Below are 24575 nucleotides of genomic sequence, written 5' to 3' on the forward strand. Positions count from 1 at the left end.
AGGGGGGTCATCGTCGTCGAGCGGTCGTCCCGCCGGCGCCGAGCGGTCGCGCGGTCAGGTCGTCGAGGAGCCGGTGCACGGGGTCGACCAGCGTCGGGTAGTCGCCGGAGACCGATCGCGCGAGCACCTTCGCGGCGGCGAAGGCGAGCGCGGGCCGGGCGTCGTCCGAGTGCAGCCGCTCGCCGAGCACCTCGACGAGCGAGCGCCGGGCGTCGGGAGCGGCGAGGGTGTGCACGTAGAGGGTCGCGACGTCGAGGTGCTCGGGGCCGCGCCCCCAGGCCTCCCAGTCGGCGAGGCCGAGCGGTGCGACGAGCAGGTTGCCGGGGTGCAGGTCGCCGTGCGCCGTCGTCCAGCACGGGGTGCCGCGCGGGAACCGGTCGCCGAAGAAGCTGTGCAGCAGCCGGTCCACGGTGGCGGGGACGGTCGACTCCCGCTGCGTCCACACGGCGCCGAGCGCGTCGAGGATGCGGCCGAGCTCGACCCAGACCGCCGGATCGACCTCGGTCTCCGGCGCGAGTTCCGCCGTCGGGGACAGGGCACGACCGGGCAGGCGGGTCATCAGCTCAGCGCGGAGCCGGAACCCCTCGACGGAGGGCGGGTCCCACTCCTCGACGGCGAGCACGACCGGCTTGGGCAGGGCCGGGAGCACGGCGCTCTCCGCCGTGCCGGTCCACCACGTCCCCTGGGCGAGCGCGGAGGGGGAGCTGACGAGGCGGAGCCAGAGCCGCTCGCGGTCGCGCCGGACGGGATCGGAGAGGGTCCTGCCTCGCCAGCCGAGGATCGTGTCACCGTCCCTCGCGGCGGCGAGCACGCGGAGGGCGTACTCGAAGGCGCTCTCGAGCACACTCCCGCCGGTCACCGGCCGACCCCCAGGCGGCGGAGTGCGTCCCCGGCGACGAGATCGAGCACCGCGCCGCCGATCGTGCCGACGCCGAGGGAGACCGAGGCGCCCCCCACCGGGGGAGTGCTCGCGGAGTCGGGCAGGGCGAGGGGATAGCCCACGGCCGGTACGTCGTCGAGCCCGGTGAGGGGCGCGAGCGCCGCGATCGGGGCGAGCAGCGACTCCGCAGGCCCGCTGACGACGGCCGTCGACCGCGGGGACCGCACCGCGATCCCGTTGCTGGTCAGCCGCACCGGGGTGCCCGGCACGATCCTCGGGTCGGCCGAAGTCCGCACGAGGAAGGCCTCGCCGTTGCGGACGACGTAGCCGCCCTCGATGCGCTCCTCGAGGGGGAGGGCTGCGACGCCGGCGAGAGCGGCGGCGAGGACGGCGGACGCGACGGCGACCCGGAGCGCTCCGACTCGCGCTTCTCTCGCGGCTCGCGCGAACCGGACGAGGGAGACGACGAGTGCGCCGAGGAGCGCTGCGGCGAACACGAGCGCGATGACCGCGCCCGGCTCGGTGAGGATCAGGACGGGGACGCTGCGGACGTACGCCCAGCCGATCAGGAGCAGGGCGAAGCCGCGGCAGCCGACCCCGAACAGGACGAGCCAGGGGGAGGTACGTGGTGCGGTGCCGCCCAGCAGGCGCAGAGCGCTGTCGCCGACGGCTCGGATCGCGGCTCTGCGCAGGAACGGCCGGTCGAGGACCGCGACCAGGGCCAGGTAGCCGTCGAGGTGCACCAGGGGGATGAGGTTGGTGACCGCGCTGAGTGCGGCCGCGACGACGAAGCACGCGAGGGCGGACCGCCCCGTCGGCGCCCACAGCAGGGCGGTGGCGGCGCTCGCCGCGAGGACGAGGTGCACCGCCGGGCCGGCCAGCGCGACCGCCGCGCGGGAGCGCCGGTCGCCCAGCCGCCAGCCGTCGGTGACGTCGCAGAAGAACGCGGGCGCGAGGTAGAAGATCATCAGCCCGGCCCGGCGGGGTCGTCCGCCGAAGGCGGCGAGGGACACTGCATGACCGGCCTCATGGACCGCTCCCGCGAGCAGGAATGCGACCGAGACCGCGAGGAGCGAGGGCAGGGGCAGTGGCTCGCTGAGGACGGCGGCGATCTCCGCCGAGTGCGCGATCGCGCTCGCGGTACCCAGGAGCAGCACCGCGACGACGGCGGTGACCGCGAGCAGCCGGACCGGTCGGCGGCGCAGGAGCCGCGCGAGCACGAGCGCCGGCCGCGTCGCGTCGAGCAGGGTCAGCTGGAGACTCGCCGGCGGTCGGAACTGCAGCCGATGCGACCGGGGCTCGCGGCGCTCGGAGCCGGCGAGGAGCCCGGCCGTCGCGAACTCGCGGAGCAGGGCGGCCGTCTCCTCGTCCGTCAGGGAGGTGCTCCCGGTGCCCTCCGTCTCGTCCGTCTCGTCCGTCTCGTCCGTCTCGTGCGCGCTCGGGCGCAGCCCGGCGGCGAAGGTCGCCACCGCGGGACCGACCCGTGCGCGCGGGACGCCCCGCACCGAGAGGATCCACGGAGCGCCGGGCGCGATCGGCTCGTCGATCGTCACGGTGTCCGCCAGCCGGGGCGCGGGATCGCTCATGCCCGGACCAGCTGCAGCAGCGTCGAGTCCTCGGTCTCCACCAGCGCGGTCCGCGCGACGAGCCGCAGTCCCGCGCGCTCGGCCTCCACCGCGACCTGGTCGGCGTCGACGACGTTCACCCGCGAGCGGAAGAAGCGTGCCGCCGCACGCCCCTCGGGATCGAGACCGAGCTGCACGACCTCGACGTCCCGGTGGAGACCGTCGGGGGTGACGGCGGACGTCACGACGGCCGCTCCCGGTCCGCCGGACGGCCCGGGCACGGCGCGGATACGCGAGCTGCGGCTGCCGGCGACGTAGGCGTGGTCGGGGCTCGACGCGGTGATCAGGAGGACGCCGTCCGCTCCGAGGTGCTCGCGAGCGGCCCGGAGGAAGGCGTGCCGGCCGGCCCGGTCCAGAAGTGCGATGGACGTGGCGCCGAGGACGACGGCGCCGAAGCGCTCCGGCAGGTGGAAGCAGGTCATGTCGCCGACCAGTGCCCGGGAGCCGTCGGCGATCCTGGCGGCGGGCAGTGCCGCGATCCGCGTCCGGAGGATGTCGATCATCGTCGGCGAGAGATCGAGGCCGACGACGGGGCGGCCGAGGCCCAGGAGGGGCACGGTGAGGCGTCCGCCGCCGCAGGCCAGCTCGAGGATCGGCCCCTCGGTCCGGCGGACCGCCGCCAGCAGGGGGCTGATCTCGCTGCGGTCCTCCGCGGTGAAGTGCTCGTAGACGACGGAGCCGTCCGGGCCGTAGAGGTCCTCCGGCGCCGCGGGGACGGGGGAGAGGGCGCCGAGGAGGGCGGCGCTCGCCGTGGTGAGCGGCGGCGGGTCCGAGGGGTGCTGCATGGTCGCTCCAGGTCTGAGAGGGGGGCGGTCCCGGACGCTCGAGCGTCCGGGACCGCGGGAGGTGCACGGTCGGCTAGGTCGCGAGCAGCACGATGCTGCCGAGCGCGATCACGATCCTCAGACCGGCGTCGGCGGTCCGCCAGCCGTCGGCCGGAGCGACCGCGGGTTCGATCTCCTGGAAGAGAACGGGGTTCTCCATTTCTCACCTCCTCGGTGATGAAGTCCTCGGTGAAGAGGTGCTCTCCTCGAGAGCTAGGTCAGGACGATCGCGCCGAGCCCGAGGCCGACAGCGATCCCGAGCTTCGTGGCGATGTACCAGTCGGAATCGGGTGCGGCCATCGACTCGATCTCCTCGAATCGCAGGGGGGTGGGTGGTTGCATGCGTCGTCTCCTCGTGTCGTCGTCTGGAATCCGGGTGTCATCGGTCGGTCCCGGTCATGTGAGGAGACCGACGAAGACGCCCGCGACGAGGAGCCCCGTCGTGAAGCCGGAGGCCGCCGACTCCCAGTCGGGAGCGACCGCCTGCTCCAGCTCATGGAATTCGAGCTCGTTCGTGGTGTTCATGTGTTCACCTCCCTCGTTCGGTCGTAGGGCCCGCGCCGGCGGGAAGGCCGCGCGCAGGAGTCGGAGGGCGTCGTCGAGCGCCAGGCCGGGCAGCGCCGAGCTGTCCCAGCGGGCGACGATCGCGAGTGCCGCGTCGCGGAGGGCGTGGTCGGCGACGGCCGGAGCGGTGATCCCCCACCGCTCGGACCACTGGGCGCTGCCGACGACGGGGTCCGGGTCGAGCCCGAGGGGAGCGGCGAACCACTGCCAGACGGCCCGTCGTCGCGCGCGACGCTCCGGGGAGTCGCGACTCCACAGGACGGGCAGCAGCGGCATCGTCGCCGGCACCTTCCGCAGGCCCGCGCGACTGCTCACCTCGTTCGCGAGGTACCAGTGCGTCGCCGCGAAGGGATCCGCGGTCGCCGAGCGCAGCGCGCCGTGACTGTCGGCGCTCGCCGCAGCGAGCGTCGCGCGGTCGGCGCGGCGGACGAGTCCGGCGCTCTCGGCGACGCGGCCGCCGGCCTCGCCCAGCGCCCCCAGCAGTCGCCTCGACCGGTCGTCGGCGGAGTGGTCGGCGGGCGACCCGGACCGCGAGCCGATCAGTCGCAGGGCCGCCTCCGCCGCTCCCTCGAGCACGGAGGGGCGGGTCAGCGTCGCCGTGAGGTCGGCGTCGAGCACGGCGGCGTCGGCCCGGAGCGCTTCGCCGACCACGACGGAGCGGAGGCCGCCGATCTCGCGGCAGGCCGCGACGCTCGTCTCGCTGCCGGGCCCGATCGTCGTGGGCACCAGGACGAGACGAGGGACCTCCGTCGACGCGGGGAGGTCCGGGGCGAGAAGGCCGCCGTGCCTGCTCAGCAGTCCGTCGAGGCGCGATCGGAGGGCGAGGTCGGCGGCGAACAGGCGCGCCAGCGCCGCCACGTCGTGCAGCCTGCCGCCGCCGATGCCGACGAGGCGGTCGGGACGGACGGCACGGAGGGCGCGGTCGACGGTGTCGAGCAGCCGACCCTGCTCGGACGCGACGTCGAGGACGACCACCGGTCCGTGCAGTCGCTCGGGCTCGACGGCTCCGCACCGGACGAGCGCGCTGTCGAGCACGAAGAGGGTCCGCCGGGAGCCGGTGGTCGCCGCATCCGACGCCAGACCGGACCGCAGATCGGTGCTGCGGACGCTCATGCGTCGAGCGCCGCACTGATGATGCGCGGGATGTCCGCGAGGTCGTGGTCGCTGGACACCGCCGCAGGGAGGAACTGGATCCCGCCCGGCGCGGGATGCACGACCGCCCCGCGCCGCCGGATGTCCTCCACCAGGCCGAGGACCTCCTCGGCGCTGGCGACCCCCTCGATCCGCAGGGCCCGGAAGGACCCGGCACCGGAGGATCCGAGCACCCGCGGATGCGCGGACAGCGCGGTGACGGCACGGTCGAGGCCGGTGCTCACGCGCGGGAAGCCGTCGGCTCCGAGCAGCTCGGGGAGCAGCGCGAGGCTCTGCAGGACGGCGGCGCAGACCGCGGGTGTCCCCGCCTGGGTCTCCGCATGGACGAACGGGGCGTCGGCGGCGTCGATCTCGGCGAGGAGCCGCTCGCCGACGACCACGGCGGCCGCCGCGAGCGTGCCGTTCGTCAGGGCCTTCGAGAGGACCACCGCGTCGGGCGCGAACGGCCAGCGCGAGGAGGCGAGGAACGGGCCGGTGCGGCCGAAGCCGGTCGCCACCTCGTCCGCGACGACGGGGACGCCGTCCTGGGACGCGCGCTCGAGTACCGCGAGGAGTGCGTCTGAGAGCGGGCGAGCGCCGGAGCCGAGGACGGGCTCCACGACGATGCCGCAGATGCGCCGTCCCTCACGGCGGAGCAGCGACTCCAGGGCGTCCGGATCGTCGTGCGCCACGTGCCGGACCCCCGAGCGGTCGACGCCGTAGAGGTCCTGGCCCAGCTCGTCGCCGCTCAGGGCGTGGGCGCCGTAGGTGAGCCCGTGGTAGCTGCCGGACAGGCCGACGACCAGCCGGCGCTCCAGCCGCCCGAGGAGCGCGGCCCGCTGGCGGAGCAGCTTCATGACCGCGTCGTTCGCGCTGCCGCCCGAGGTGGTGAGGAGGACGCGCCGGAAGGAGGCGTGCGGGAGCGCGTCGCCGACGACCGCGAGCAGTGCCGCGGCCGCCCGCTCCGCCCAGGGGTGACTCCGCCGGAAGAGGGACAGGTAGGAGGCCTCGGTCAGAGCCGCGGCGATGGCGGCGGTGAACTCCGGCCGGCCGTAGCCGAACGGCACGTTCCACAGTCCGCTCGTGAGGTCGATCGCCTCGACGCCGTCGGCGAAGCGGATGCGTGTCCCCGTCGCGCTCACTGCCGCGACGGTCCTGGCCGCCGCCGTCGGCGAGACCAGGGGCACGAGGACCGGCGAGGCCGTCACGCTCCTCTCCGGAGGTGGACGCCCTCGTGCTCGAACCGCTCGACGAGCCGCGCGACGAAGGCCTCGTCGGCCGGCGTTCGCACCCCGTCGTCCGGGCCCTCGCTCAGCAGCCGCTCGACGACGATCGCGGTGGCAGGAGCGAGGGCGAACCGCCGCAGGGTCCGGGGCTCCACCAGGACGCGCTCGTCGCCCCGGTGCAGGAGGATCAGATCGGAGCGCGTGAGCGTCGCCACCTCCCCGTCCGGTCGGAGGGACGTTCCGAGCCCGACCACCGACCACGCCGGGCCGGTGTCGTCGGCGGCGGCGAAGGCGAGGCCGGCGCGGTACATCGCCAGCCAGGGGCGGCGCGCGATGTCGTCGGCGACATCGCCGCCCAGCGCGGCGAGCCGGTCGAGCGGACGGTACGACCTGTCGAGGGCGGCCGCGAGGCCGTCGGGGTCTCGGGCGTCGCCGAGGACCAGCCCGTCCGGACCGAGCGTCGCGACCCCGTCCCGGCCGACATCGACGGCGGCGACGGGTCCGGCAGCGGGGTCGTCCGTCAGCGGCAGACCGCTCACGGCGACCGCGGCTCCCAGGAGCTGCGGGACCAGCCGACCGGAGGCGCGGGCGGCGTCGGCGTCCTCCCGATAGGCCTGCCAGCCGTTCGCATCGCGGAGCCGTGCGGTCGTCGCACCGGTGACCGGGAGGAACGCGATCGAGGCGTAGTCCTCCGTCTGGACCCGCAGCTCGCCGAACCAGGCGACGTCTCCCGGCTCGTCGAGTCCACCGCGGTAGTCGAGGACGGCCGCGCCGTCGCAGGTCGGGGCCTCGCGGGTCGCATCGTCGTCGGTCACGCTCTCGGCCGGGAGGAGCAGGACGTCCTCCGGCCCGAGCAGTGGCTCCACCGCTCCTCGCCACCGCCGGTCGGCGAGGCGCACGACCCGTCGAGCGTCGACCCGGTCGCCGGTCACCCACTGGAGGACGGCCCGGGCGACTCCGCGTCGATCCACCGCGGTCGCTCGCGTGCCGTTGTCGGCGTCGGCGGAACGGGACGGAGTCGAGAGCGCCGTTCGCGAGCGGCGGTCGCCGCGATCGGGGGAGCGCGTCGCGTCTCCGTCGGAGCGGATCGGTCTCGGGTCGTAAGCCATACGCGGATGGTAACCGACCGAAGCTCACGTCTGTCAAGCGCGACTCGCCGACCGAATCGACGATCGCTGCTGTGCGCCACTGGCGGGGCTCGGCACGCGCCTCCGGCCCCTCCTGCCGGCGTCGGTGCTAGACATACCGGTATGAACAACGCAGCAGCAAGCAGGCGACTCCTGGGACGGCGGTGGCTGTCGTGAGATCCCGTTCCGACCTCGTCGTCCTCGTCGTGCTCGGTCTCTACGGCCTCGTCCGAGGCGTCCTCGACACCCCTGCGGTCATCGCGGCACCGAGCGCCCTCGGGATCGCGTCGCTGTGCACCTCCGCCGTGCTCCTGGTCGTGGCGATCGCAGCGCTCGCCCTCGAGCTGCGGCACAGACGGAGGAAGCGTGCCGCTGCGACCTCGCCCGCCGCCGCCCAGACGGCCCGAGAGGTCGGCGACGGGCAGTAGAGCCGGAGGCGTCAGCCCCTCGGCCGCGTCAGTACCCACCGATGCTGGTCGAGTAGCCCCGCAGTGGCGTATCGAGACCCACCGTCCTCAGAAGGGCGGTCCGCAGACTCGTCTTTCTGGCGCGGGTGGATCTCGATACGCCCGCTGCGCGGGCTACTCGATCAGCATGAACACCGCTGAGCGGGCGGCGGACGGCTCCGCACCCGTCGAGACGCCGGATCGCGGCCGCTCAGCCCGTCAGCCCCGCGATCGCGTCCAGCTCGTCCAGCGAGCCGATCCGCTGCACGCCGAGCTCGACGGCCTCCGGCGGCAGCTCGCGCCCGTGCTCGGGCCCGCCGACGCGGTCGAGCCAGACCCCGCGCAGGCCGGCGTGCGCCGCGCCGATCGCATCGGTGCCCAGCCGGTCGCCGACGTACAGCGCGTCCGCCGGAGCGACGCCGAAGCGCTCGCACGCGACGCGGAAGATCCGCGCATCCGGCTTCGTCACGCCGACCTCGCCCGACGCGACGAGGTGCTCGACCCGCTCCGTCAGACCGATCGCGTCCGTCTTGGTCGTCTGGAAGTCCACGTCGCCATTGGTGATCACGCCGATCCGGACGCCCGCCACCGCGAGCCGGTCGAGCACCGGCAGGGCGTCGTCGTGCAGCGTCCACGCCGCGACGTAGTGCCCCAGGTAGGCGGCGAACCACGCGCTCGCCTCCTCGGGCGTCAGTGCGACACCGGCGTCGGCCGCGAAGGCCGTGGCGCGGGCGCGGCGCTGCCCCTCGTAGTCGAGCTCGCCGGCGAGGTAGCGGTGGTAGTGCTCCTCCTCCAGTGCGTACCATCGCCGCTGCAGCGCGCCCGCCTCGCCCGCGTAGGCGTCGCCGAGCGACGCCGCGTACGCGACGATGCCCTCGCGCACTGCGCGGGCGTGCGCGAAGAGCGTGTCGTCGAGGTCGAAGAGGGCCAGCCGCAGCACGGTCGGCTCAGCGGCCGCGGCGCAGCAGGCCGACACGCTCGTACACGGTCGCGAGCGTGCGCTCGGCCGTCTCGGAGGCGCGGTCGGCCGCTCGAGCGAGCATCCGGTCGAGCTCGGCCGGGTCGGCGAGCAGCTCGGCGGTGCGCGCGCGGATCGGGTCGAAGGTCGCGGCGACGACCTCGACGAGGCCCTTCTTCAGGTCGCCGTAGCCGCGGCCCGCGTACTCCTGCTCGAGCGACTCGATCGTGCGGTCGGCGAGGACGGAGTAGATCGTGAGCAGGTTCGAGACGCCGGGCTTGGCGGCGCGGTCGAAGCGCACCTCCGACTCGGTGTCGGTGACGGCGCGCATGATCTTCTTCGCGGTGACCTTCGGCTCGTCGAGCACGCTCAGCAGGCCCGCGTCCGACTCCGCCGACTTCGACATCTTGGCGCCGGGGTTCTGCAGGTCGTAGATCTTCGCGGTCTCCTTCGCGATGTACGGCTCCGGCATCGCGAAGGTCGCACCGAAGCGCGTGTTGAAGCGGTTCGCGAGGTCACGGGTCAGCTCGAGGTGCTGGCGCTGGTCCTCGCCGACCGGCACGGCGTCGGTCTGGTAGAGCAGGATGTCGGCCGCCATCAGGATCGGGTAGGTGAACAGGCCGACCGAGGCCGCCTCCGCGCCCTGCTTCGCCGACTTGTCCTTGAACTGCGTCATCCGGCTGGCCTCGCCGAAGCCGGTGACCGTGTTGAGGATCCAGGCCAGCTCCGCGTGCGCCGGGACGTGCGACTGGATGAACAGCGTCGAGCGCTCCGGGTCGATGCCGGCGGCGATGTACTGCGCGGCCGTCGCGCGGGTGCGCTCGCGCAGCTCGGCGGGCTCCTGCGGCACGGTGATCGCGTGCAGGTCGACGACGCAGTAGTAGGCGTCGTAGTCGTCCTGCATCGCGACCCACTGCGTGAGGGCGCCGATGTAGTTGCCGAGGTGCAGCGAGCCCGAGGAGGGCTGCATGCCGGAGAAGATGACGGGCTTCGCGCCCGGAGTGCTGGGGGTCATGGTGAGGCCTCGTGAGTGACGGCGGCGCGGTCGGCGCCGGGGGAGAAGGGGGTCAGAGCTCGTAGTCGACGACGACCGGCGCGTGGTCGGACCAGCGGGTGTCCCAGGCGCTGGCGCGGTCGATCTCGTAGCTGCGGGCCAGGGCGGCGAGCTCCGGCGTCGCGAGCTGGTAGTCGATCCGCCAGCCGGTGTCGGTGTCGAACGCCTGGCCGCGCTGCGACCACCAGGTGTAGGGGCCGGGCACCTCGCCGGCGAAGCGGCGGCCGAGGTCGACCCAGCCCATCCCCGCTCCGGCGTTGTAGCCCTCCTCGCCCTCGGCGCCGACGAAGCGGTCGAAGTAGGCGCGCTCCTCGGGGAGGAAGCCGGCCTTCTTGACGTTGCCCTTCCAGTTCTTGATGTCGAGGGTGCGGTGGCCGACGTTGAGATCGCCCATCACCACGGCGAGCGGGTTGTGGGCCTGGAGCTGGGGGAGGCGCTCGATCATCGCGTCGAGGAAGCGCATCTTCTCGTCCTGCTTCGGCGTGCCGACGCCGCCCGAGTGCACGTAGGTGGAGACGACGGTCACGGTCCGGTCGCCGACCTCGTAGTCGGCCTCGAGCCAGCGGCCCGCGGAATCGAAGTCGTCGGCGCCGAGCGCGACCCGGTGGATCGTCGCGCGCTTGCGCGAGGCGAGCGCGACTCCGGCGCGGCCCTTGGCGGTCGCCTCGTCGTGCAGCACGTCCCACTCGTCGCCGAGCAGGCCGGTGAGGTCGTCGGTGGAGGCGCGGACCTCCTGCAGGGCGAGGATGTCGACGTCGCGGGCGGCGAGCCAGTCGCCCATGCCCTTGCGGAAGGCGGCGCGGACACCGTTGACGTTGACGGAGGCGATGCGGAGCGGCTTTCGAGTCACCGGAGCAGTCTACGGAGGACCGCCGACAGCGCGCGGCGCACGGGGGAGCGGCGCAGCGGTGCATCCCCGGGCACGCAGAAGCCGGCGGCCCCGCCCCGCGCCGCCCCCTCGGAGGAGAGGGGCGACACGGAGTCGGGACCGCCGGCGGGACCGCTCAGGACGGTCGATCGGTGCGGATCAGACGGCGACGGGGCGGGCCGTGGCCGGCTCCGGGACCTCGGCGACGATCGGAGCGCGCTTGATGCTCTTCGCGATGATCACGCAGACCGCCGTGACCACCATGCCGACGAGGATCGCGACCAGGTAGAGCAGCGGCTGCCCCACCAGTCCGGTCACCCAGATGCCGCCGTGCGGGGCACGCAGCGTCGAGCCGAACAGCGCGACGAGCGCGCCGGTGACGGCGGAGCCGATCATGGCGGAGGGGATCACGCGCAGCGGGTCGACCGCGGCGAACGGGATCGCTCCCTCCGAGATGAAGGAGGCGCCCAGCAGGTAGGCCGCCTTGCCGTTCTGGCGCTCGGCGTCGGTGAACAGGCGCTTGCGGAGCGAGGTCGCGAGGGCGAGGCCCAGCGGCGGCGTCATGCCGGCCGCCATCACGATCGCCATCACCTTGAACTGCACGGAGTTCGGGTCGCCGTCCGCGGGGACCGAGGCGAGCCCCGTGGTCGCGAAGGCGTAGGCCACCTTGTTGACCGGGCCGCCCATGTCGAACGCCATCATCAGGCCGAGGATGATCCCCAGGATGATCAGGTTGCCGCCGGTGAGGCCCGAGAGCCAGGCCGACAGTCCCTCGCTCAGCGCACGCAGCGGGGCGCCGAGGACGACGAACATCAGGAAGCCCGTGATGAAGGTCGCGATCAGCGGGATGATGACCACCGGCATCAGCGACTTGAACGCCGCCGGCAGCTTGATCCGCGAGATGTAGAGCGCCGCGTAGCCGGCGATGAAGCCGGACGCGAGGCCGCCGAGGAAGCCGGCGCCGACGGTGACCGCCACGGCGCCGCCGAGGAAGCCGGGCGCGATGCCGGGGCGGTCCGCGATGCCGAAGGCGATGAAGCCCGAGAGCACCGGCACCAGGAACGCGAAGGTCGCGCCGCCGATCAGGAACATCACTCCGGCCCAGTCGGTGATGTTGGCGATGTTGAAGCCGTTGTCGATGATCTGCTGCGGCGTGTAGCTGACGATCTGGTAGCCGCCGAAGAGGAACGACAGTGCGATCAGCAGACCGCCCGCCGCGACGAACGGGATCATGTACGAGACGCCGGTCATCAGGTTCTGGCGGATGCGCGTGCCGACGCCGACCTTCTTCGGGGCGGCGGGCGCCGCGGCCGGAGTCGAGCGGGCGGCGGACGGAGCCGTGCCGGTGCCGCGCAGGGCGAGGGCCCGGTCGAGCACCTCGTCCGGCTTCGACAGCGCCTCGGCGACGCCGACCTGGAGGATCGGCTTGCCGGCGAAGCGGTCCTTGCCGCGGATCTCGAGGTCGGCGGCGAGGATGACGACGTCCGCGGCGGCGATGTCGCCCGCGGTCATCTCGTCCGAGCCGGCGGCGCCCTGGGTCTCGACGTGGATCGGGTAGCCGCGCTTCTTCGCGGCCTGCTCGAGCGCCTCGGCGGCCATGTAGGTGTGCGCGATGCCGGCGATGCAGCTCGTCACCGCGACGAAGCGCGGGGCGCCCGTCGAGGCGGCGGCGGGAGCGTCCTGGACCTTCGCGGCGGCGCGGTCGATGACGTCCGCGGCCTTCGCGAGCGCCTCCGAGGTGCCGACCTCGAGGGTCGGCTTGCCGGCGAAGCGATCCTTGCCGCGGACCTCGAGGTCGGCGGCGAGGATCACGACGTCGGCGTCGGCGATCGTCTGGTCGGACATCGGGTCGGAGCCGGCGGCACCCTGGGTCTCGACCTGGATCTGGTAGCCCTTCTTCTTGGCGGCCTGCTCGAGGGCCTCGGCCGCCATGTAGGTGTGCGCGATGCCGGCGATGCAGCTGGTGACGGCGACGATCTTCACGAGACGACGACCTCTCGGGCGATGATGTCCGCGACTTCCTGGCCGCTGCCGGCGGCGCGGAGGGATCCGGTGAAGGACTCGTGGATCAGCTTGCGGGCGAGCTGGGCGAGGATCTTGAGGTGGGCCTGGTCGGCGCCGTCGGGGGCGGCGATGAGGAAGATCAGGTCCGCGGGGCCGTCCGGGGCGCCGAAGTCGACGCCGGACTTGGCGATGCCGACCGCGACGCTGGGCGAGACGACGTGCGAGGAGCGGGCGTGGGGGATCCCGATGCCGCCGGGCATGCCGGTGGCCATCTGCGACTCGCGGTCGCGGACGTCGGCGAGGAAGCCGTCGAGGTCGGTGACGCGGCCGGCGTCGGCGAGCGTCTTCGCGAGCTGCGCGGTGGCGTCGTCCTTCGTGGCGGCGGTGAGGTCGACGATGACCGTCGACGCCTCGGTGAGAGCAGTCATGCGCTCAGTTCTCCAATCGGGAGGGTGGGGTCGGGGTTCTCGACGACGGAGACGTCGTCGAGGCGGAGGGAGTCGGGACCCGGGGCTTCACTGCCCGGGAGGGTGACGGCGGCGGTGCCCCAGGCGACGGCCGTCCGCAGACGCTCCGCCTCCGAGGCCTCGGTCGCCGACAGGTAGCCCGCGAGGGTGCTGTCGCCGGCGCCGACGGTGCTGAGGGGCACGACGGGGGGTGCGCCCGCCCACCACGACGAGTCCGCCGTGACGAGGAGGGCGCCGTGCTCTCCGAGGCTCACGAGCGCTCGCGCGTCCGGGAGGCGGAGGAGTGTGCGGGCTCCGTCGACGACGTCGCCGACGGTCGCGAGGGAGCGGCCGAGGAGCTCCTCGAGCTCCTCGAGGTTGGGCTTCACCAGCGTCGCGGTGCCGGCCGCGATGATCGCGGTCAGCGGTGCTCCGGAGGTGTCGACGGCCAGGGGGACGCCGAAGTGGGTGGCGAGGCGGCCGAGCGCCGGGTAGAAGTCGTCGCCGAGGCCGGGCGGGACGCTGCCGCAGGCGACGAGCCAGCGCGGGCCGGCGACGACGTGGTCGCAGATCAGAGCGGAGAGCGCCTTCGCCTCCTCCGGCGTGACGGCCGGGCCGGGCTCGTTGATCTTGGTGGTCCGGCCGGTCGCGTCGTCGACGACGGTGATGTTGGTGCGGATCGGCTCGGCGATCGCGGCGCTGGCGGAGGCGACTCCGGCCGCCTCGAGCATGGTGCGCAGGTCGAGGCCGGTCGAGGCGTCGGCCGGGTAGATCGCCGTGGCCTCGACGCCGTTGCGGGCGAGGGCCCTGGCGACGTTGACGCCCTTGCCGGCCGGGTCGCGGCGCACTCCGTGGGCGCGGTTGACCTCGCCGACGGCGAAGCCGCTCGTCGACAGGGTGACGTCGATGCTGGGGTTGGCGGTGACGGTGACGATCATGCGCGGACGACCTCCGGGCCGGCCGATTCGATGTCGTCGGCGAGCTCGTCGTCGACCCCTCGATCGGTGATGACGGTGTCGATCGCGGACAGCGGGGCGACGTGCCCGAAGTCCTGGCGACCGAACTTGGAGTGGTCGGCGAGGACGACGACCCGGCGCGCGGCGGCGATGAGCGCGGTCTTGACGACGGCCTCGTCGAGGTCGGGGGTGGTGAGCCCCCGCTCCCGGCTGATGCCGTTCGTGCCGATGAAGGCGACGTCCACCGAGACGGTGGGGATCACCTGGGCGACCCACGGCCCGACGGCGGCCTGCGTGACGCCGCGCAGGTGCCCGCCGAGCAGGTGCAGGTCGATGTTGGGCCGGCCGACGAGCGCCACCGCGACAGGGAGGGAATGGGTGACGACCGTCAGCCGGCGGTCCAGGGGGAGCAGCTCCGCGAGGCGGACCGTGGTGGTCCCGGCGTCGATGGCGATCGAGCCGCCGTCGGGGACCTCGGCCAGCGCGGCGGTGGCGATGCGGTCCTTCTCCGCGGCGAGGTGGCCCTCGCGGGCGGCGACCTCGGGCTCGATGCCGAGGCGCTCGACGGGGATGGCCCCGCCGTGGGCTCGGCGCAGGAGGCCGCGCTTCTCCAGGCTGGTGAGATCGCGCCGGATCGTCTCGGGCGTGACCGCGAGGGACTGCGCGAGGTCGCGGACATCGACCCGCCCGTCGGTGCGGGCGCGGTCCAGGATCGCCTGGTGCCGCTCCGGTGCGTACATGTGGACTCCGTCGTCTCGCGAGATGCTACGCCTCGTCCGCGGTGTCGGTGTCGACCTCGGATCTGCGTTTACATCTTTTTAGACCCGTTCGTGTCCGCTGTCAACAGAAACGGACATATTCGTCGGGCGTCGTTCCGCTCGGGGGCTCCGACGCCGCATCGGCGTCGAGGAGAGCGCGCGTCGCGGAGAGCGCGCGTCGCGGACAGCGACTGTCGCGGAGTCAGGCGGCCGCGTCGGCCAGCTCGTCCTCGAGGCGCGAGAGCTGCTTCTCCAAGCGTCGGCGCTTGAGCAGCGAGGCGTCCGGCAGGGCGGCGCGCAGGCGCTCGCGCTCCGCCTCGGCGAGGGTGCGGCGGGCGAGGCGCAGCTGCTCCTCGCGCTCGCGCTCGATCTCGTCCGGCGTGCGCTTGCGCGCCGAGATGCCGGCGTCGCTCATGCCCACCGAGATCCAGGAGGCGACGATCAGGATCACCTGGCAGACCAGGTTGAACCAGATCAGCAGACCGATCAGGACGGCGAAGGAGGCGAGCAGCGGGTTGCGCGAGGCGCCGCCGAGCAGTTGCGTCCCGAGGACCTTGAGCGCGCCGAGCGCGATCCCGCCCATCAGCGCGCCGACCCAGAGGTTCTTCCACGGGATCGGGATGCCGCTGAGGATCCGGAACGAGCCGGCGAGCGTCGCGGTGTCGAGCGCGAGCATGATCAGCAGGCCGACGACGGTGCCGGTGACCCGGCCGAGGGTCGAGTCGCTGCCGATCCCGAGGACGTCGAACGCGACGTCGACGAACGAGGTCGAGAAGACCGAGAGCGCCGCGGAGACGACGAGGACGGCGCCGAAGACGAGCGCGAGCCCCGCGTCCTTGAGCTTGAGCAGCACGAACAGGACGGTCGGACCGGGCAGGGAGAACAGGATCCGCACCGCCTGGCGGAGGCTGCCGAGGAAGTTGAGCGCCGTCCAGAGCAGACCGGCGGCGGCGATCACTCCGGTCCAGCCGAGGATCGTGGAGTCGAGCAGCGTGTCGATGGAGACCAGCGAGTTCTTGTCGCCGATCAGCCCGGGCACCGAGCTGGTGAGCAGCTGCAGGAGCGAGTCGCGCAGCGCCGCGTTGTCCCGCAGGACGAAGCCGAAGACCGCGAAGAAGACGAACAGCGCCGCGAAGATCGCGAACAGCGCCTGGAAGGCGAGCCCCGACGCGAACAGCGGCCCGCCGCTCTCGGAGTAGTGCAGCATCACCCGCACCGGACGCGTCCGCATGATCCGCTCGAACAGCGCCGGGATGCCGCGCGGTGCCTCGGTCGCCGCCTCCGTCATGCCCTCCAGCGTAGAGGCGCCGGGCGCGGCTCCGAGACGCACGCCTCCGCCGCGCGCGGCGACGCGACCTCCGGCTCGCGGGGTCGCCTCCGGCTCGTCGGATGCCGCACATCCGACGTGCCGGAGCAGTTCCTGCGTGCCGGACCTCGGCGGCGCGACCTCCGGCTCGCAGAATCACCTCCGGCTCGTGGAAACACCTCCGGCTCGTGGAATGCCGCACATCCGACGTGCCGGAGCAGTTCCTGCGTGCCGGACCTCGGCGGCGCGACCTCCGGCTCGCGGAATCACCTCCGGCTCGTGGAATCACCTCCGGCTCGTGGACTGCCGCACATCCGACGTGCCGGAGCAGTTCCTGCGTGCCGGACCTCGGCGGCGCGACCTCCGGCTCGCGGAATGATCCTCGGCTCGTGGAATTGCTTGCATCCCGCGTGCCGAGGTGGTTTCCGCGTGCCGAAGCTCGTCCGCGCGACCTCCGGCTCGCGGAATCGCCTCCGGCTCGTCGTCCTGCGCGCTTCTGACGAGCCGAGGCTCGTCTCGCGTGCCGAGGCGTCGACGCCGTCACGTCCGGCTCGCGGAACGATCCTCGGCTCGTGGAATCGCGGACTTCCGGCGTGCCGGAGCTGTTTCCGCGTGCCCGACCTCGTCCGCGGGACCTCCGGCTCGCAGAATCACCTCCGGCCCGTCACTCCGGCCGATTCTGACGTGCCCGAGCGCTTTCCGCGTGCCCGAACGGCCCCGACGCGACCCTCGGCTCGTGGAAGGACCTCCGGCTCGCGGAAGCACGCCCCTCCTGCGTGCCGGAGCCTGTTCCGCGTGCCGGAGCATCGGCGCGGCCGGCCGGTGGTCGCGCGACGACCTCGGCTTCCTCAAGCCGTGCGCCTCTGATCGTCACTGGACGGGTGCTCGCGCCGGGCGGGCGGGGCTCAGCGGAGCGGGCCGCGGGCGCGGACCGCGAGGATGCTGTCGCGGGTGCGCGGCCAGTGATGCATCACGTCCGGGTAGGTGAAGCGGAGCGTCGTGTACCCGCGCTCGGCTGCTGCGCGGTCGCGATCCCGGTCTCGCTGGAAGGCGTGGGGGTCGTCGTGCCAGGCCCGACCGTCGATCTCGAGGAGCAGCCACCCGTCGATCACCAGGTCGACCCTGCCGACGCCGTCGATCTCGACCTGGATGTCGCACCTGATGCCGAGCGGATGCAGGCGGACCCGAGTGACCGACTCCGTCCCGGACTCCGACCGGGCGTCGACGAGCTCCGCGACGACGGCGAAGCGACGGGGCAGCGCCGCCAGCGCCTGGGCGAGACCATCGGCCCCGATGAGGCGCAGGCGCAGACACGAATCGGCGACGGCGACGGCGAGCTCGAGAGGCTGGCAGAGGAAGACCTGGGTCAGCGCCTCGATGCGCGTCGTCCGGATGGAGCGGTACTCCGCCGGCCGTGCACGGCGACTCCAGTGCGCGACCACGTCGTCGCCCAGTTCTCGCGGCCGCGGGCGCGAGCTGGAGGTGATGGAGAGATGGAGTCGGGTGTCGGGCGGGCGGAAAGCGCCTGCCTCCGCCAGCAGCGAGATGCAGGACAGCGACCCGCAGGCCTCCGCCGCGCGCAGCTCCTCCGCCGACGCGTGCGGCGACGCGTACCAACCGCGCCTGATGCGGCGCAGCGCCCCCGATCGCACGGCGGCCGTGGCGTCGACGCCGACCGCGTGAAGGTAGCCGATGTGGTGCACTCCGTACTGCATGCGCCGACTCTGCCGTCGGACGGCGATCCGTGCGGACCTGATCGCCCGTTCGGTGGAGAGCTCGCGCTCACCGTGGACTGTGGAGGAGACGACCGGCGATCGAGGGCCGGCTCCGAGGACGTCGGGCTCGCGATTCGGGGTCCGGCTCGTCGATCCGCCGTCGTCGGGCGTGCCCGAGCCGTTTCCGCGTGCCGGAGGTGGCGCGGGCGATGTTCGGCTCGTGATTCCGAGTCGGGCTCGTTGATTCACCGGTTTCGAACGTGCCGAAGCCGTTTCTCCGTGCCGGAGGCGGCGTGGGCGATGTTCGGCTCGTGATTCCGGGTCGGGCTCGTTGATTCGCCGGTTTCGAACGTGCCGAAGCCGTTACCGCGTGCCGGAGGTGGCGCGGGGGATGTTCGGCTCGTGATTGCGAGTCGGGCTCGCCGATCGGCCGGATTGTGGCGTGCCGGAGCTGCTTCCACGTGCCGAAGGTAGACCGCCGGGCCCGGGGACGACGAACGGCCCGCCGGATCCGAGGATCACGACGGGCCGAACGGGGGACGAAGCGTCAGGCGCGGCCGCGGATGACGGCCTGCTTCACCTCGGCGATCGCCTGGGTGATCTGGATGCCGCGGGGGCAGGCCTCGGTGCAGTTGAAGGTCGTGCGGCAGCGCCAGACGCCCTCCTTGTCGTTGAGGATGTCCAGGCGGGCTCCGCCGGCGTCGTCGCGCGAGTCGAAGATGAAGCGGTGCGCGTTGACGATCGCGGCGGGGCCGAAGTACTGCCCGTCCGTCCAGAACACGGGGCAGGACGACGTGCACGCCGCGCAGAGGATGCACTTGGTGGTGTCGTCGAAGCGGGCGCGGTCGGCGACCGACTGCACGCGCTCCTTGCCCTTGGTGGGCGGGGTGTTCGCGATCAGGAACGGCTGCACCTCGCGGTAGGAGGCGAAGAACGGCTCCATGTCCACGACGAGGTCCTTCTCGAGGGGCAGGCCCTTGATCGCTTCGATGTAGATCGGCTGCGAGATGTCGAGGTCCTTGATCAGCGTCTTGCAGGCCAGGCGGTTGCGGCCGTTGATCCGCATCGCGTCGGAGCCGCAGATGCCGTGTGCGCAGGAGCGGCGGAAGGTCAGCGAGCCGTCCTGGTCCCACTTGATCCGGTGCAGCGCGTCGAGGACGCGGTCGGTCGAGAACATCTCGACGTCGAAGTCCTGCCAGCGCGGCTCGGTGTCCTGCTCCGGGTCGAAGCGGCGGATGATGAACGTGACGGTGAACGCCTCCGGGGCCGCGGGGGCGGCGGGGGGCTGCTCGAGAGTGGCGGACGACACGACTAGTACTTCCTCTCCATCGGCTGGTACCGGGTGATCACGACGGGCTTCCAATCGAGGCGGATGTGGTCGCCCGCGTCGGAGGAGTGGGCGTCACCGGAGAGGTACGCCATCGTGTGCTGCATGTAGTTCTCGTCGTCGCGCTTGGGGAAGTCGTCGCGCATGTGGCCGCCGCGGCTCTCCTTGCGGTTCCGGGCGGAGTAGACGACGACCTCGGCGAGGTCGAGGAGGAAGCCGAGCTCGACGGCCTCCAGGAGATCGGTGTTGAAGCGCTTGCCCTTGTCCTGCACCGAGATGTTGCGGAACCGGTCGCGCAGGCGCTGGATGGTGCCGGTGACCTGCTCGAGCGACTCGTCGGTGCGGAACACCTGGGCGTTCTTGTCCATCTCGTCCTGCAGCTCCTTGCGGATCGAGGCGATCCGCTCGGTGCCGGTGGCGCCGCGGAGCGAGGCGAGCATGTCGCGGATCGCGCCGGCGGGGTTCTCGGGCAGGGGAGTGAAGTCGACGGTCTGCGAGTAGTCCGCGGCGTTGTTGCCGCTGCGCTTCCCGAAGACGTTGATGTCGAGCAGCGAGTTGGTGCCGAGGCGGTTCGAGCCGTGCACCGAGACGCAGGCGCACTCGCCGGCGGCGTAGAGGCCGGGGACGACGGTGGTGTTGTCCGAGAGGACCTCGGCCTTGACGTTGGTCGGGATGCCGCCCATCGCGTAGTGCGCGGTCGGCATGACCGGCACCGGCTCGACGACCGGGTCGACGCCCAGGTAGGTGCGGGCGAACTCGGTGATGTCCGGGAGCTTCGTCTCGAGCACCTCGGCTCCGAGGTGGGTGCAGTCCAGCAGCACGTAGTCCTTGTGCGGGCCGGCGCCGCGGCCCTCCGCCACCTCCTGGACCATGCAGCGGGCGACGATGTCGCGCGGCGCGAGGTCCTTGATGGTGGGGGCGTAGCGCTCCATGAAGCGCTCGCCCGAGGCGTTGCGGAGGATCGCACCCTCTCCTCGCGCTCCCTCGGTGAGGAGGATGCCGAGCCCGGCGAGGCCGGTCGGGTGGAACTGGAAGAACTCCATGTCCTCGAGGGGGAGGCCCTTGCGCCAGATGATGCCGACGCCGTCGCCCGTGAGGGTGTGCGCGTTCGACGTCGTCTTGTAGATCTTGCCGAAGCCGCCGGTGGCGAAGATGATCGCCTTCGCCTGGAAGACGTGCAGCTCGCCGGTCGCCAGCTCGTAGGCGACGACGCCGGACGGCTTGTTGACGCCGTCGACCTCGGTCATCACGAGGTCGAGCACGTAGAACTCGTTGTAGAAGTTGATGCCCAGGCGGACGCAGTTCTGGAACAGCGTCTGCAGGATCATGTGGCCGGTGCGGTCGGCCGCGTAGCAGGCCCGGCGCACGGGCGCCTTGCCGTGGTCGCGGGTGTGCCCGCCGAAGCGGCGCTGGTCGATCTTGCCGTCCTCGGTGCGGTTGAACGGGAGGCCCATGTTCTCGAGGTCGATGACCGCGTCGATGGCCTCCTTCGCGAGGATCTCCGCCGCGTCCTGGTCGACCAGGTAGTCGCCGCCCTTGACGGTGTCGAAGGTGTGCCACTCCCAGCTGTCCTCCTCGACGTTCGCGAGGGCGGCGGCCATGCCGCCCTGCGCCGCGCCGGTGTGCGAGCGCGTCGGGTACAGCTTGGAGATGACGGCGGTCTTCGCCTTGGGCCCGGCCTCGATCGCGGCGCGCATGCCCGCTCCGCCGGCTCCCACGATCACCACGTCGAACTGGTGGTAGTGGACGCCGTCGGCGCCGAGGGTCTGGGTGAAGGCGCTCTGATCAGCGCCGCCGCTGTGGACGTGGCCTGGTGTGCTCACTGGGTTACTGCTCCGTTGAACGGGGTGGAAGGGCGGGAGTGGGGGAGGGGCGCTCCCGGTGGCGTGGCGGTGCCGCGCGGTCAGACCGCGCGGCACCGGGCGCCTAGGCGGCGCAGAAGGAGGGCAGCAGGCTCGGGTCCCCGCCGGTGGGGCAGGGGTTGAAGCCGAAGACGACGTAGGTGCCGAGCGCGATCAGCGCGACGACCGAGACGACGATGCCGCCCTTGAAGACGCGGGCCAGCAGCGGCGAGGTCGCGTAGTCGTTCACCAGCGTGCGCATGCCGTTGCCGCCGTGGATGAGCGCGAGCCAGAGCATCGCGACGTCCCACCACTGCCAGAACGGGTTGGCGAGCTTGCCGCCGACGAAGCCGAAGTCGATGGCCTTGATGCCGTCGCCGAGCAGGAGGTTGAAGATCAGGTGCCCGAAGATCAGGACGATCAGCACGACGCCGGAGGCGCGCATGTAGATCCAGCCCCACTTCTCCCAGTTGGTGCCGGAGGAGCGGGTCGGGACGTGCGGAGTCCGCGGTGCGGCGACGGTGCTCAATGGGCACCTCCCTCGCTGAAGACGTTGATGAGGTGGCGGGGTGCGAAGCCGAGCATCAGCACGACCCACAGGCCGATGACGACCCAGAAGAGCAGGCGCTGGTGGCGGGTGGCCCAGCTCCAGAAGTCGACCAGGATGATGCGCAGGCCGTTCATGGCGTGGAACGCGATCGCGGCCACGAGGCCGGTCTCGCCGAGGCCCATGATCGGGTTCTTGTACTGGGCGATGACCGCGTTGTACGCCTCGGGGCTCACGGCGATGAGGGCCGTGTCGAGGACGTGCACGAGGAGGAAGAAGAAGATGGCGACACCGGTGATCCGGTGCAGCACCCACGACCACATGCCTTCGCGACCGCGGTAGAGGGTTCCGGCCGGACGGCGGATCTTCCCCTGCTTCCGGGGTGCGAGGGTTTGAGCAGCTGAAACTGACACGAACAACCCTCCCTGGTTGACTGCTCCGTCGGCCTGACCGGACCCGCGACTCGAGGACGCGGGCGGGGCGGAGGAGCGGCGAGAACACTCGCTCGACGATTCTAAGCGCCGGGCCCGATCGCCGCGGCTTAGGCGAGCCTTAGCTGCCGCGGGCCATCGACACGGGTGCGCCGACCGTCGCGTAGTGCGCGAGGAGCTCGTCCGTGAGCGCGCTCCAGGTGCGGTGCAGCACGCGGCGCCGGCCCGCTTCGCCGAGCCGGGAGCGGAGCTGCGGGTCGCCCAGGAGCCGCTCGACCTGCCGACGGAGATCGGAGTCGCTCTCCGGCGCGTAGAGCAGTCCGTCGACCCCGTGCTCGATCAGATCGGTCGGGCCGCCGGCGTGCGGGGCGACGACGGCGGTGCCCGAGGCCTGCGCCTCCTGCACGGTCTGCCCGAAGGTCTCCTCGGTGCCGGTGTGCACGAAGACGTCCAGCGCCGCGAAGACCGCGGGCAGGCGCTCGCCGTCGAGCCGTCCGAGCATCCGCGCCGAGGAGCCGAGCGCCGCCGCGACCCGGGAGGAGGAGGGTCCGTAGCCGCCGACGACCAGGTCCGCGCCCGGAAGAGAGGAGAGGGACGCCAGGCGCTCGACCCGCTTCTCGGGGGAGAGGCGGCCGATGTAGCCGACGAGCGCGTCGCCGGCGGCGACAGGCGCCCGCACCTCGGCGGCGTAGGGGGAGGAGCGCATCCGCGGGTGGAAGCGGTCGCTCTGCACGCCGCGCCCCCAGAGCGCGGTGCGCTCGATCCCGGCGGCGGCGAGGTCGTCGAGCGCGCTGGTCGAGGGGGCGAGGGTGAGGTCGGCGCCCGCGTGGATCTGACGGATCACCCGCCAGGCCAGGGCCCGGGCGCCGCGGATGCCGTAGCGGGCGGCGAAGCGCGCGACGTCGGTCTGGTAGATCGCGACGCTGGGCACGCCGAGCCGGTTCGCGGAGGCGATGGCGCGCGCCCCCAGAAGGAAGGGCGAGGCGACGTGCACGACGTCGGGTTCGAAGTCGGCGAGCTCGCGGGTGAGCGCGAGCGTCGGGATCCCGACGGGGAAGTCGCGGTAGGCGATCGCCGGGTGCTCGACGACGCGGTGGCCGGCGTAGTGCCCGGGCGCACCCGCGGCAGGGCAGACGACGAGGGCCTCGATCCCGCGCGCCGCGAACTCGTCGAGGACCCGGAGGACGCTCGTGGTGACACCGTTCAACGACGGGAGGAAGCTCTCCGTGACGACCGCGACTCTCACCATCCGGACGCTACGGGCGCCGTGTGAACGCGGGAGCGCGCCCGGGTGAACGGACGGACACGTCCGGGCGCCCTTGTATCCTGCGGACATGACATCACCTGAGACCGATGGCCGCGCCCCGCTCGACCGCTTCTACAGCGTGATCCCGGCAGGCGGGATCGGCTCGAGGCTGTGGCCGCTCTCCCGGGCCGACGCCCCCAAGTTCCTGCACGACCTCACCGGCTCGGGCCAGACCCTGCTCCGCGACACCTGGGACCGCCTCGCGCCGATCTCGGGCGCCGACCGCATCATGGTCGTCACCGGCCGTGCGCACCGCGCCGCCGTGGAGCGCCAGCTCGAGAACCTCGAGGACCTCAACGTCGTCCTCGAGAGCGAGCCGCGCGACTCCTCCGCCGCGATCGGCCTCGCCGCCGCGATCCTCGAGCGCCGCGAGCCCGGCGTGATCATCGGCTCGTTCGCGGCCGATCACGTGATCAGCGGTCAGCACCTCTTCCACGACGCGGTCGCGGAGGCGGTCGTCGCCGCCGACGCCGGCTACATCGCGACCATCGGCATCACGCCGACCGAGCCCGCGGTGGGCTTCGGCTACATCCGCACCGGCGCCCACCTCGGCATCGAGGGCGCCGCGCACACGCTCGCCGTCGACTCCTTCGTCGAGAAGCCCGACGCCGAGACCGCCCGCACCTACGTCCAGAGCGGTCAGTACCTCTGGAACGCCGGCATGTTCATCGCCCGCGCCGACCGCCTGCTCGAGGAGCTCGGCCGCTCGAAGCCGAAGCTGCTCGCCGGTCTGCTCGAGCTCGCGGAGGCGTGGGACACCCCGGAGCGCGGCGCGGTCGTCGACCGCATCTGGCCGGGCCTCGAGAAGATCGCGATCGACTACTCGGTCGCCGAGCCGGCCGCCGCGGAGGGCAAGCTCGCCGTCGTCCCCGGCCACTTCTCCTGGGACGACGTCGGAGACTTCGCGTCGATCGCGAAGCTGCACGCGAGCGGCCTGCGCTCCGACCTGGCGATCCTCGGCGAGGACGCCCGCGTCCTGGCCGACTCCGCCACCGGCATCGTCGTCAGCGGCGGCAACCGCACCATCGCGCTGATCGGCGTGAAGGACATCGTCGTCGTCGACACCCCCGACGCCCTCCTCGTCACCACCACCGAGAACGCCCAGAAGGTGAAGGGCGTCGTCGACGCCCTCCGCCTCTCGGGCCGCACCGACGTCCTCTAGCTGTAGTTCCCCGTGAGGTTGTGGACGCGTTCTGCGGGGGTTGATCCGCCGATTCCGGTGTGGGGTCGGTGGT

At 72.6% G+C, this 24575-nt stretch carries 24 protein-coding genes; 2 read left to right on the forward strand and 22 right to left on the reverse strand.

Annotated elements, in window-relative coordinates:
* Nucleotides 1-7: 7 nt before the first annotated feature.
* The 8 genes from MT351_RS18250 to MT351_RS18275 form a co-directional block, all read right to left on the reverse strand.
* Nucleotides 8-859 (reverse strand): phosphotransferase, encoded by an 852-nt coding sequence (locus MT351_RS18250; RefSeq protein ID WP_243582886.1) that lies wholly within the window; start codon nt 857-859, stop codon nt 8-10.
* Nucleotides 856-2466 (reverse strand): daptide biosynthesis intramembrane metalloprotease, encoded by a 1611-nt coding sequence (gene mpaP, locus MT351_RS18255; protein WP_243582887.1) that lies wholly within the window; start codon nt 2464-2466, stop codon nt 856-858. Before mpaP ends, MT351_RS18250 begins: the two co-directional genes overlap by 4 nt.
* On the reverse strand, nt 2463-3290 hold the full coding sequence (mpaM, locus tag MT351_RS18260; protein ID WP_243582888.1) for a daptide-type RiPP biosynthesis methyltransferase: 828 nt from the start codon (nt 3288-3290) through the stop codon (nt 2463-2465). The genes mpaP and mpaM overlap by 4 nt, the downstream gene beginning before the upstream one ends.
* Nucleotides 3291-3363: 73 nt before the next feature.
* Nucleotides 3364-3489, reverse strand: a complete 126-nt coding sequence (locus MT351_RS20150; protein ID WP_260311822.1) for a hypothetical protein — start codon at nt 3487-3489, stop codon at nt 3364-3366.
* 53 nt (nt 3490-3542) lie between these two features.
* A complete protein-coding gene (locus tag MT351_RS20155; RefSeq protein WP_260311824.1) occupies nt 3543-3671 on the reverse strand; it encodes a daptide-type RiPP in 129 nt (42 codons plus the stop codon).
* Nucleotides 3672-3725: 54 nt separating this feature from the next.
* Nucleotides 3726-5006 carry an iron-containing alcohol dehydrogenase gene (locus tag MT351_RS18265; protein ID WP_243582889.1) on the reverse strand — a complete coding sequence of 427 codons (1281 nt, stop codon included), beginning with the start codon at nt 5004-5006 and terminating at the stop codon, nt 3726-3728.
* Complete coding sequence (mpaD, locus tag MT351_RS18270) at nt 5003-6232, reverse strand: daptide-type RiPP biosynthesis aminotransferase (RefSeq protein ID WP_243582890.1); 1230 nt, start codon at nt 6230-6232, stop codon at nt 5003-5005. The genes MT351_RS18265 and mpaD overlap by 4 nt, the downstream gene beginning before the upstream one ends.
* On the reverse strand, nt 6229-7359 hold the full coding sequence (locus tag MT351_RS18275) for a hypothetical protein (RefSeq protein WP_243582891.1): 1131 nt from the start codon (nt 7357-7359) through the stop codon (nt 6229-6231). The genes mpaD and MT351_RS18275 overlap by 4 nt, the downstream gene beginning before the upstream one ends.
* A gap of 191 nt (nt 7360-7550) precedes the next feature.
* Between MT351_RS18275 and MT351_RS18280 the strand changes: the two genes are divergently transcribed.
* Nucleotides 7551-7805 carry a hypothetical protein gene (locus MT351_RS18280; RefSeq protein WP_148060222.1) on the forward strand — a complete coding sequence of 85 codons (255 nt, stop codon included), beginning with the start codon at nt 7551-7553 and terminating at the stop codon, nt 7803-7805.
* Between the two features lie 229 nt (nt 7806-8034).
* Here the strand turns inward: MT351_RS18280 and MT351_RS18285 are convergent, their stop codons facing one another.
* The 14 genes from MT351_RS18285 to MT351_RS18350 all read right to left on the reverse strand — a co-directional run bounded on the left by MT351_RS18285 (nt 8035) and on the right by MT351_RS18350 (nt 23283).
* Nucleotides 8035-8799, reverse strand: a complete 765-nt coding sequence (locus MT351_RS18285; protein WP_243582892.1) for an HAD family hydrolase — start codon at nt 8797-8799, stop codon at nt 8035-8037.
* A complete protein-coding gene (gene trpS, locus MT351_RS18290) occupies nt 8771-9796 on the reverse strand; it encodes a tryptophan--tRNA ligase (RefSeq protein ID WP_123735191.1) in 1026 nt (341 codons plus the stop codon). The genes MT351_RS18285 and trpS overlap by 29 nt, the downstream gene beginning before the upstream one ends.
* A 52-nt stretch (nt 9797-9848) precedes the next feature.
* Nucleotides 9849-10685 (reverse strand): exodeoxyribonuclease III, encoded by an 837-nt coding sequence (locus MT351_RS18295; RefSeq protein ID WP_123445277.1) that lies wholly within the window; start codon nt 10683-10685, stop codon nt 9849-9851.
* A gap of 177 nt (nt 10686-10862) precedes the next feature.
* Nucleotides 10863-12686: a PTS fructose-like transporter subunit IIB gene (locus MT351_RS18300; protein WP_208544765.1), complete on the reverse strand. Its 1824-nt coding sequence runs from the start codon at nt 12684-12686 to the stop codon at nt 10863-10865.
* Nucleotides 12683-13135, reverse strand: coding sequence for a PTS sugar transporter subunit IIA (locus MT351_RS18305; RefSeq protein WP_123445279.1), 453 nt, complete (start codon nt 13133-13135; stop codon nt 12683-12685). The genes MT351_RS18300 and MT351_RS18305 overlap by 4 nt, the downstream gene beginning before the upstream one ends.
* Entirely contained in the window at nt 13132-14091 is a 960-nt protein-coding gene (locus MT351_RS18310; RefSeq protein ID WP_243582893.1) for a 1-phosphofructokinase family hexose kinase, read from the reverse strand. Before MT351_RS18310 ends, MT351_RS18305 begins: the two co-directional genes overlap by 4 nt.
* Complete coding sequence (locus MT351_RS18315; RefSeq protein ID WP_243582894.1) at nt 14088-14849, reverse strand: DeoR/GlpR family DNA-binding transcription regulator; 762 nt, start codon at nt 14847-14849, stop codon at nt 14088-14090. Before MT351_RS18315 ends, MT351_RS18310 begins: the two co-directional genes overlap by 4 nt.
* Nucleotides 14850-15069: 220 nt before the next feature.
* A complete protein-coding gene (locus MT351_RS18320; RefSeq protein ID WP_243582895.1) occupies nt 15070-16155 on the reverse strand; it encodes a YihY/virulence factor BrkB family protein in 1086 nt (361 codons plus the stop codon).
* 923 nt (nt 16156-17078) lie between these two features.
* A complete protein-coding gene (locus MT351_RS18325) occupies nt 17079-17888 on the reverse strand; it encodes a hypothetical protein (protein ID WP_243582896.1) in 810 nt (269 codons plus the stop codon).
* 547 nt (nt 17889-18435) lie between these two features.
* The gene (locus MT351_RS18330) at nt 18436-19197 is read right to left on the reverse strand and encodes a succinate dehydrogenase iron-sulfur subunit (protein WP_123445284.1); all 762 of its coding nucleotides are present in this window, start codon (nt 19195-19197) and stop codon (nt 18436-18438) included.
* Nucleotides 19198-19199: 2 nt separating this feature from the next.
* On the reverse strand, nt 19200-20942 hold the full coding sequence (gene sdhA, locus MT351_RS18335) for a succinate dehydrogenase flavoprotein subunit (RefSeq protein ID WP_243582900.1): 1743 nt from the start codon (nt 20940-20942) through the stop codon (nt 19200-19202).
* 199 nt (nt 20943-21141) lie between these two features.
* Nucleotides 21142-21585: a succinate dehydrogenase hydrophobic membrane anchor subunit gene (locus MT351_RS18340; protein ID WP_123702562.1), complete on the reverse strand. Its 444-nt coding sequence runs from the start codon at nt 21583-21585 to the stop codon at nt 21142-21144.
* Nucleotides 21582-22016, reverse strand: coding sequence for a succinate dehydrogenase, cytochrome b556 subunit (gene sdhC, locus MT351_RS18345; protein ID WP_132435881.1), 435 nt, complete (start codon nt 22014-22016; stop codon nt 21582-21584). Before sdhC ends, MT351_RS18340 begins: the two co-directional genes overlap by 4 nt.
* 139 nt (nt 22017-22155) lie before the next feature.
* Nucleotides 22156-23283 (reverse strand): glycosyltransferase family 1 protein, encoded by a 1128-nt coding sequence (locus tag MT351_RS18350; protein WP_279398457.1) that lies wholly within the window; start codon nt 23281-23283, stop codon nt 22156-22158.
* 85 nt (nt 23284-23368) lie between these two features.
* Between MT351_RS18350 and MT351_RS18355 the strand changes: the two genes are divergently transcribed.
* Entirely contained in the window at nt 23369-24502 is a 1134-nt protein-coding gene (locus MT351_RS18355) for a mannose-1-phosphate guanylyltransferase (RefSeq protein WP_243582897.1), read from the forward strand.
* Nucleotides 24503-24575: the final 73 nt, after the last annotated feature.

The organism is Rathayibacter sp. VKM Ac-2926 (assembly GCF_022815565.1).
Classification (GTDB): domain Bacteria; phylum Actinomycetota; class Actinomycetes; order Actinomycetales; family Microbacteriaceae; genus Rathayibacter; species Rathayibacter festucae.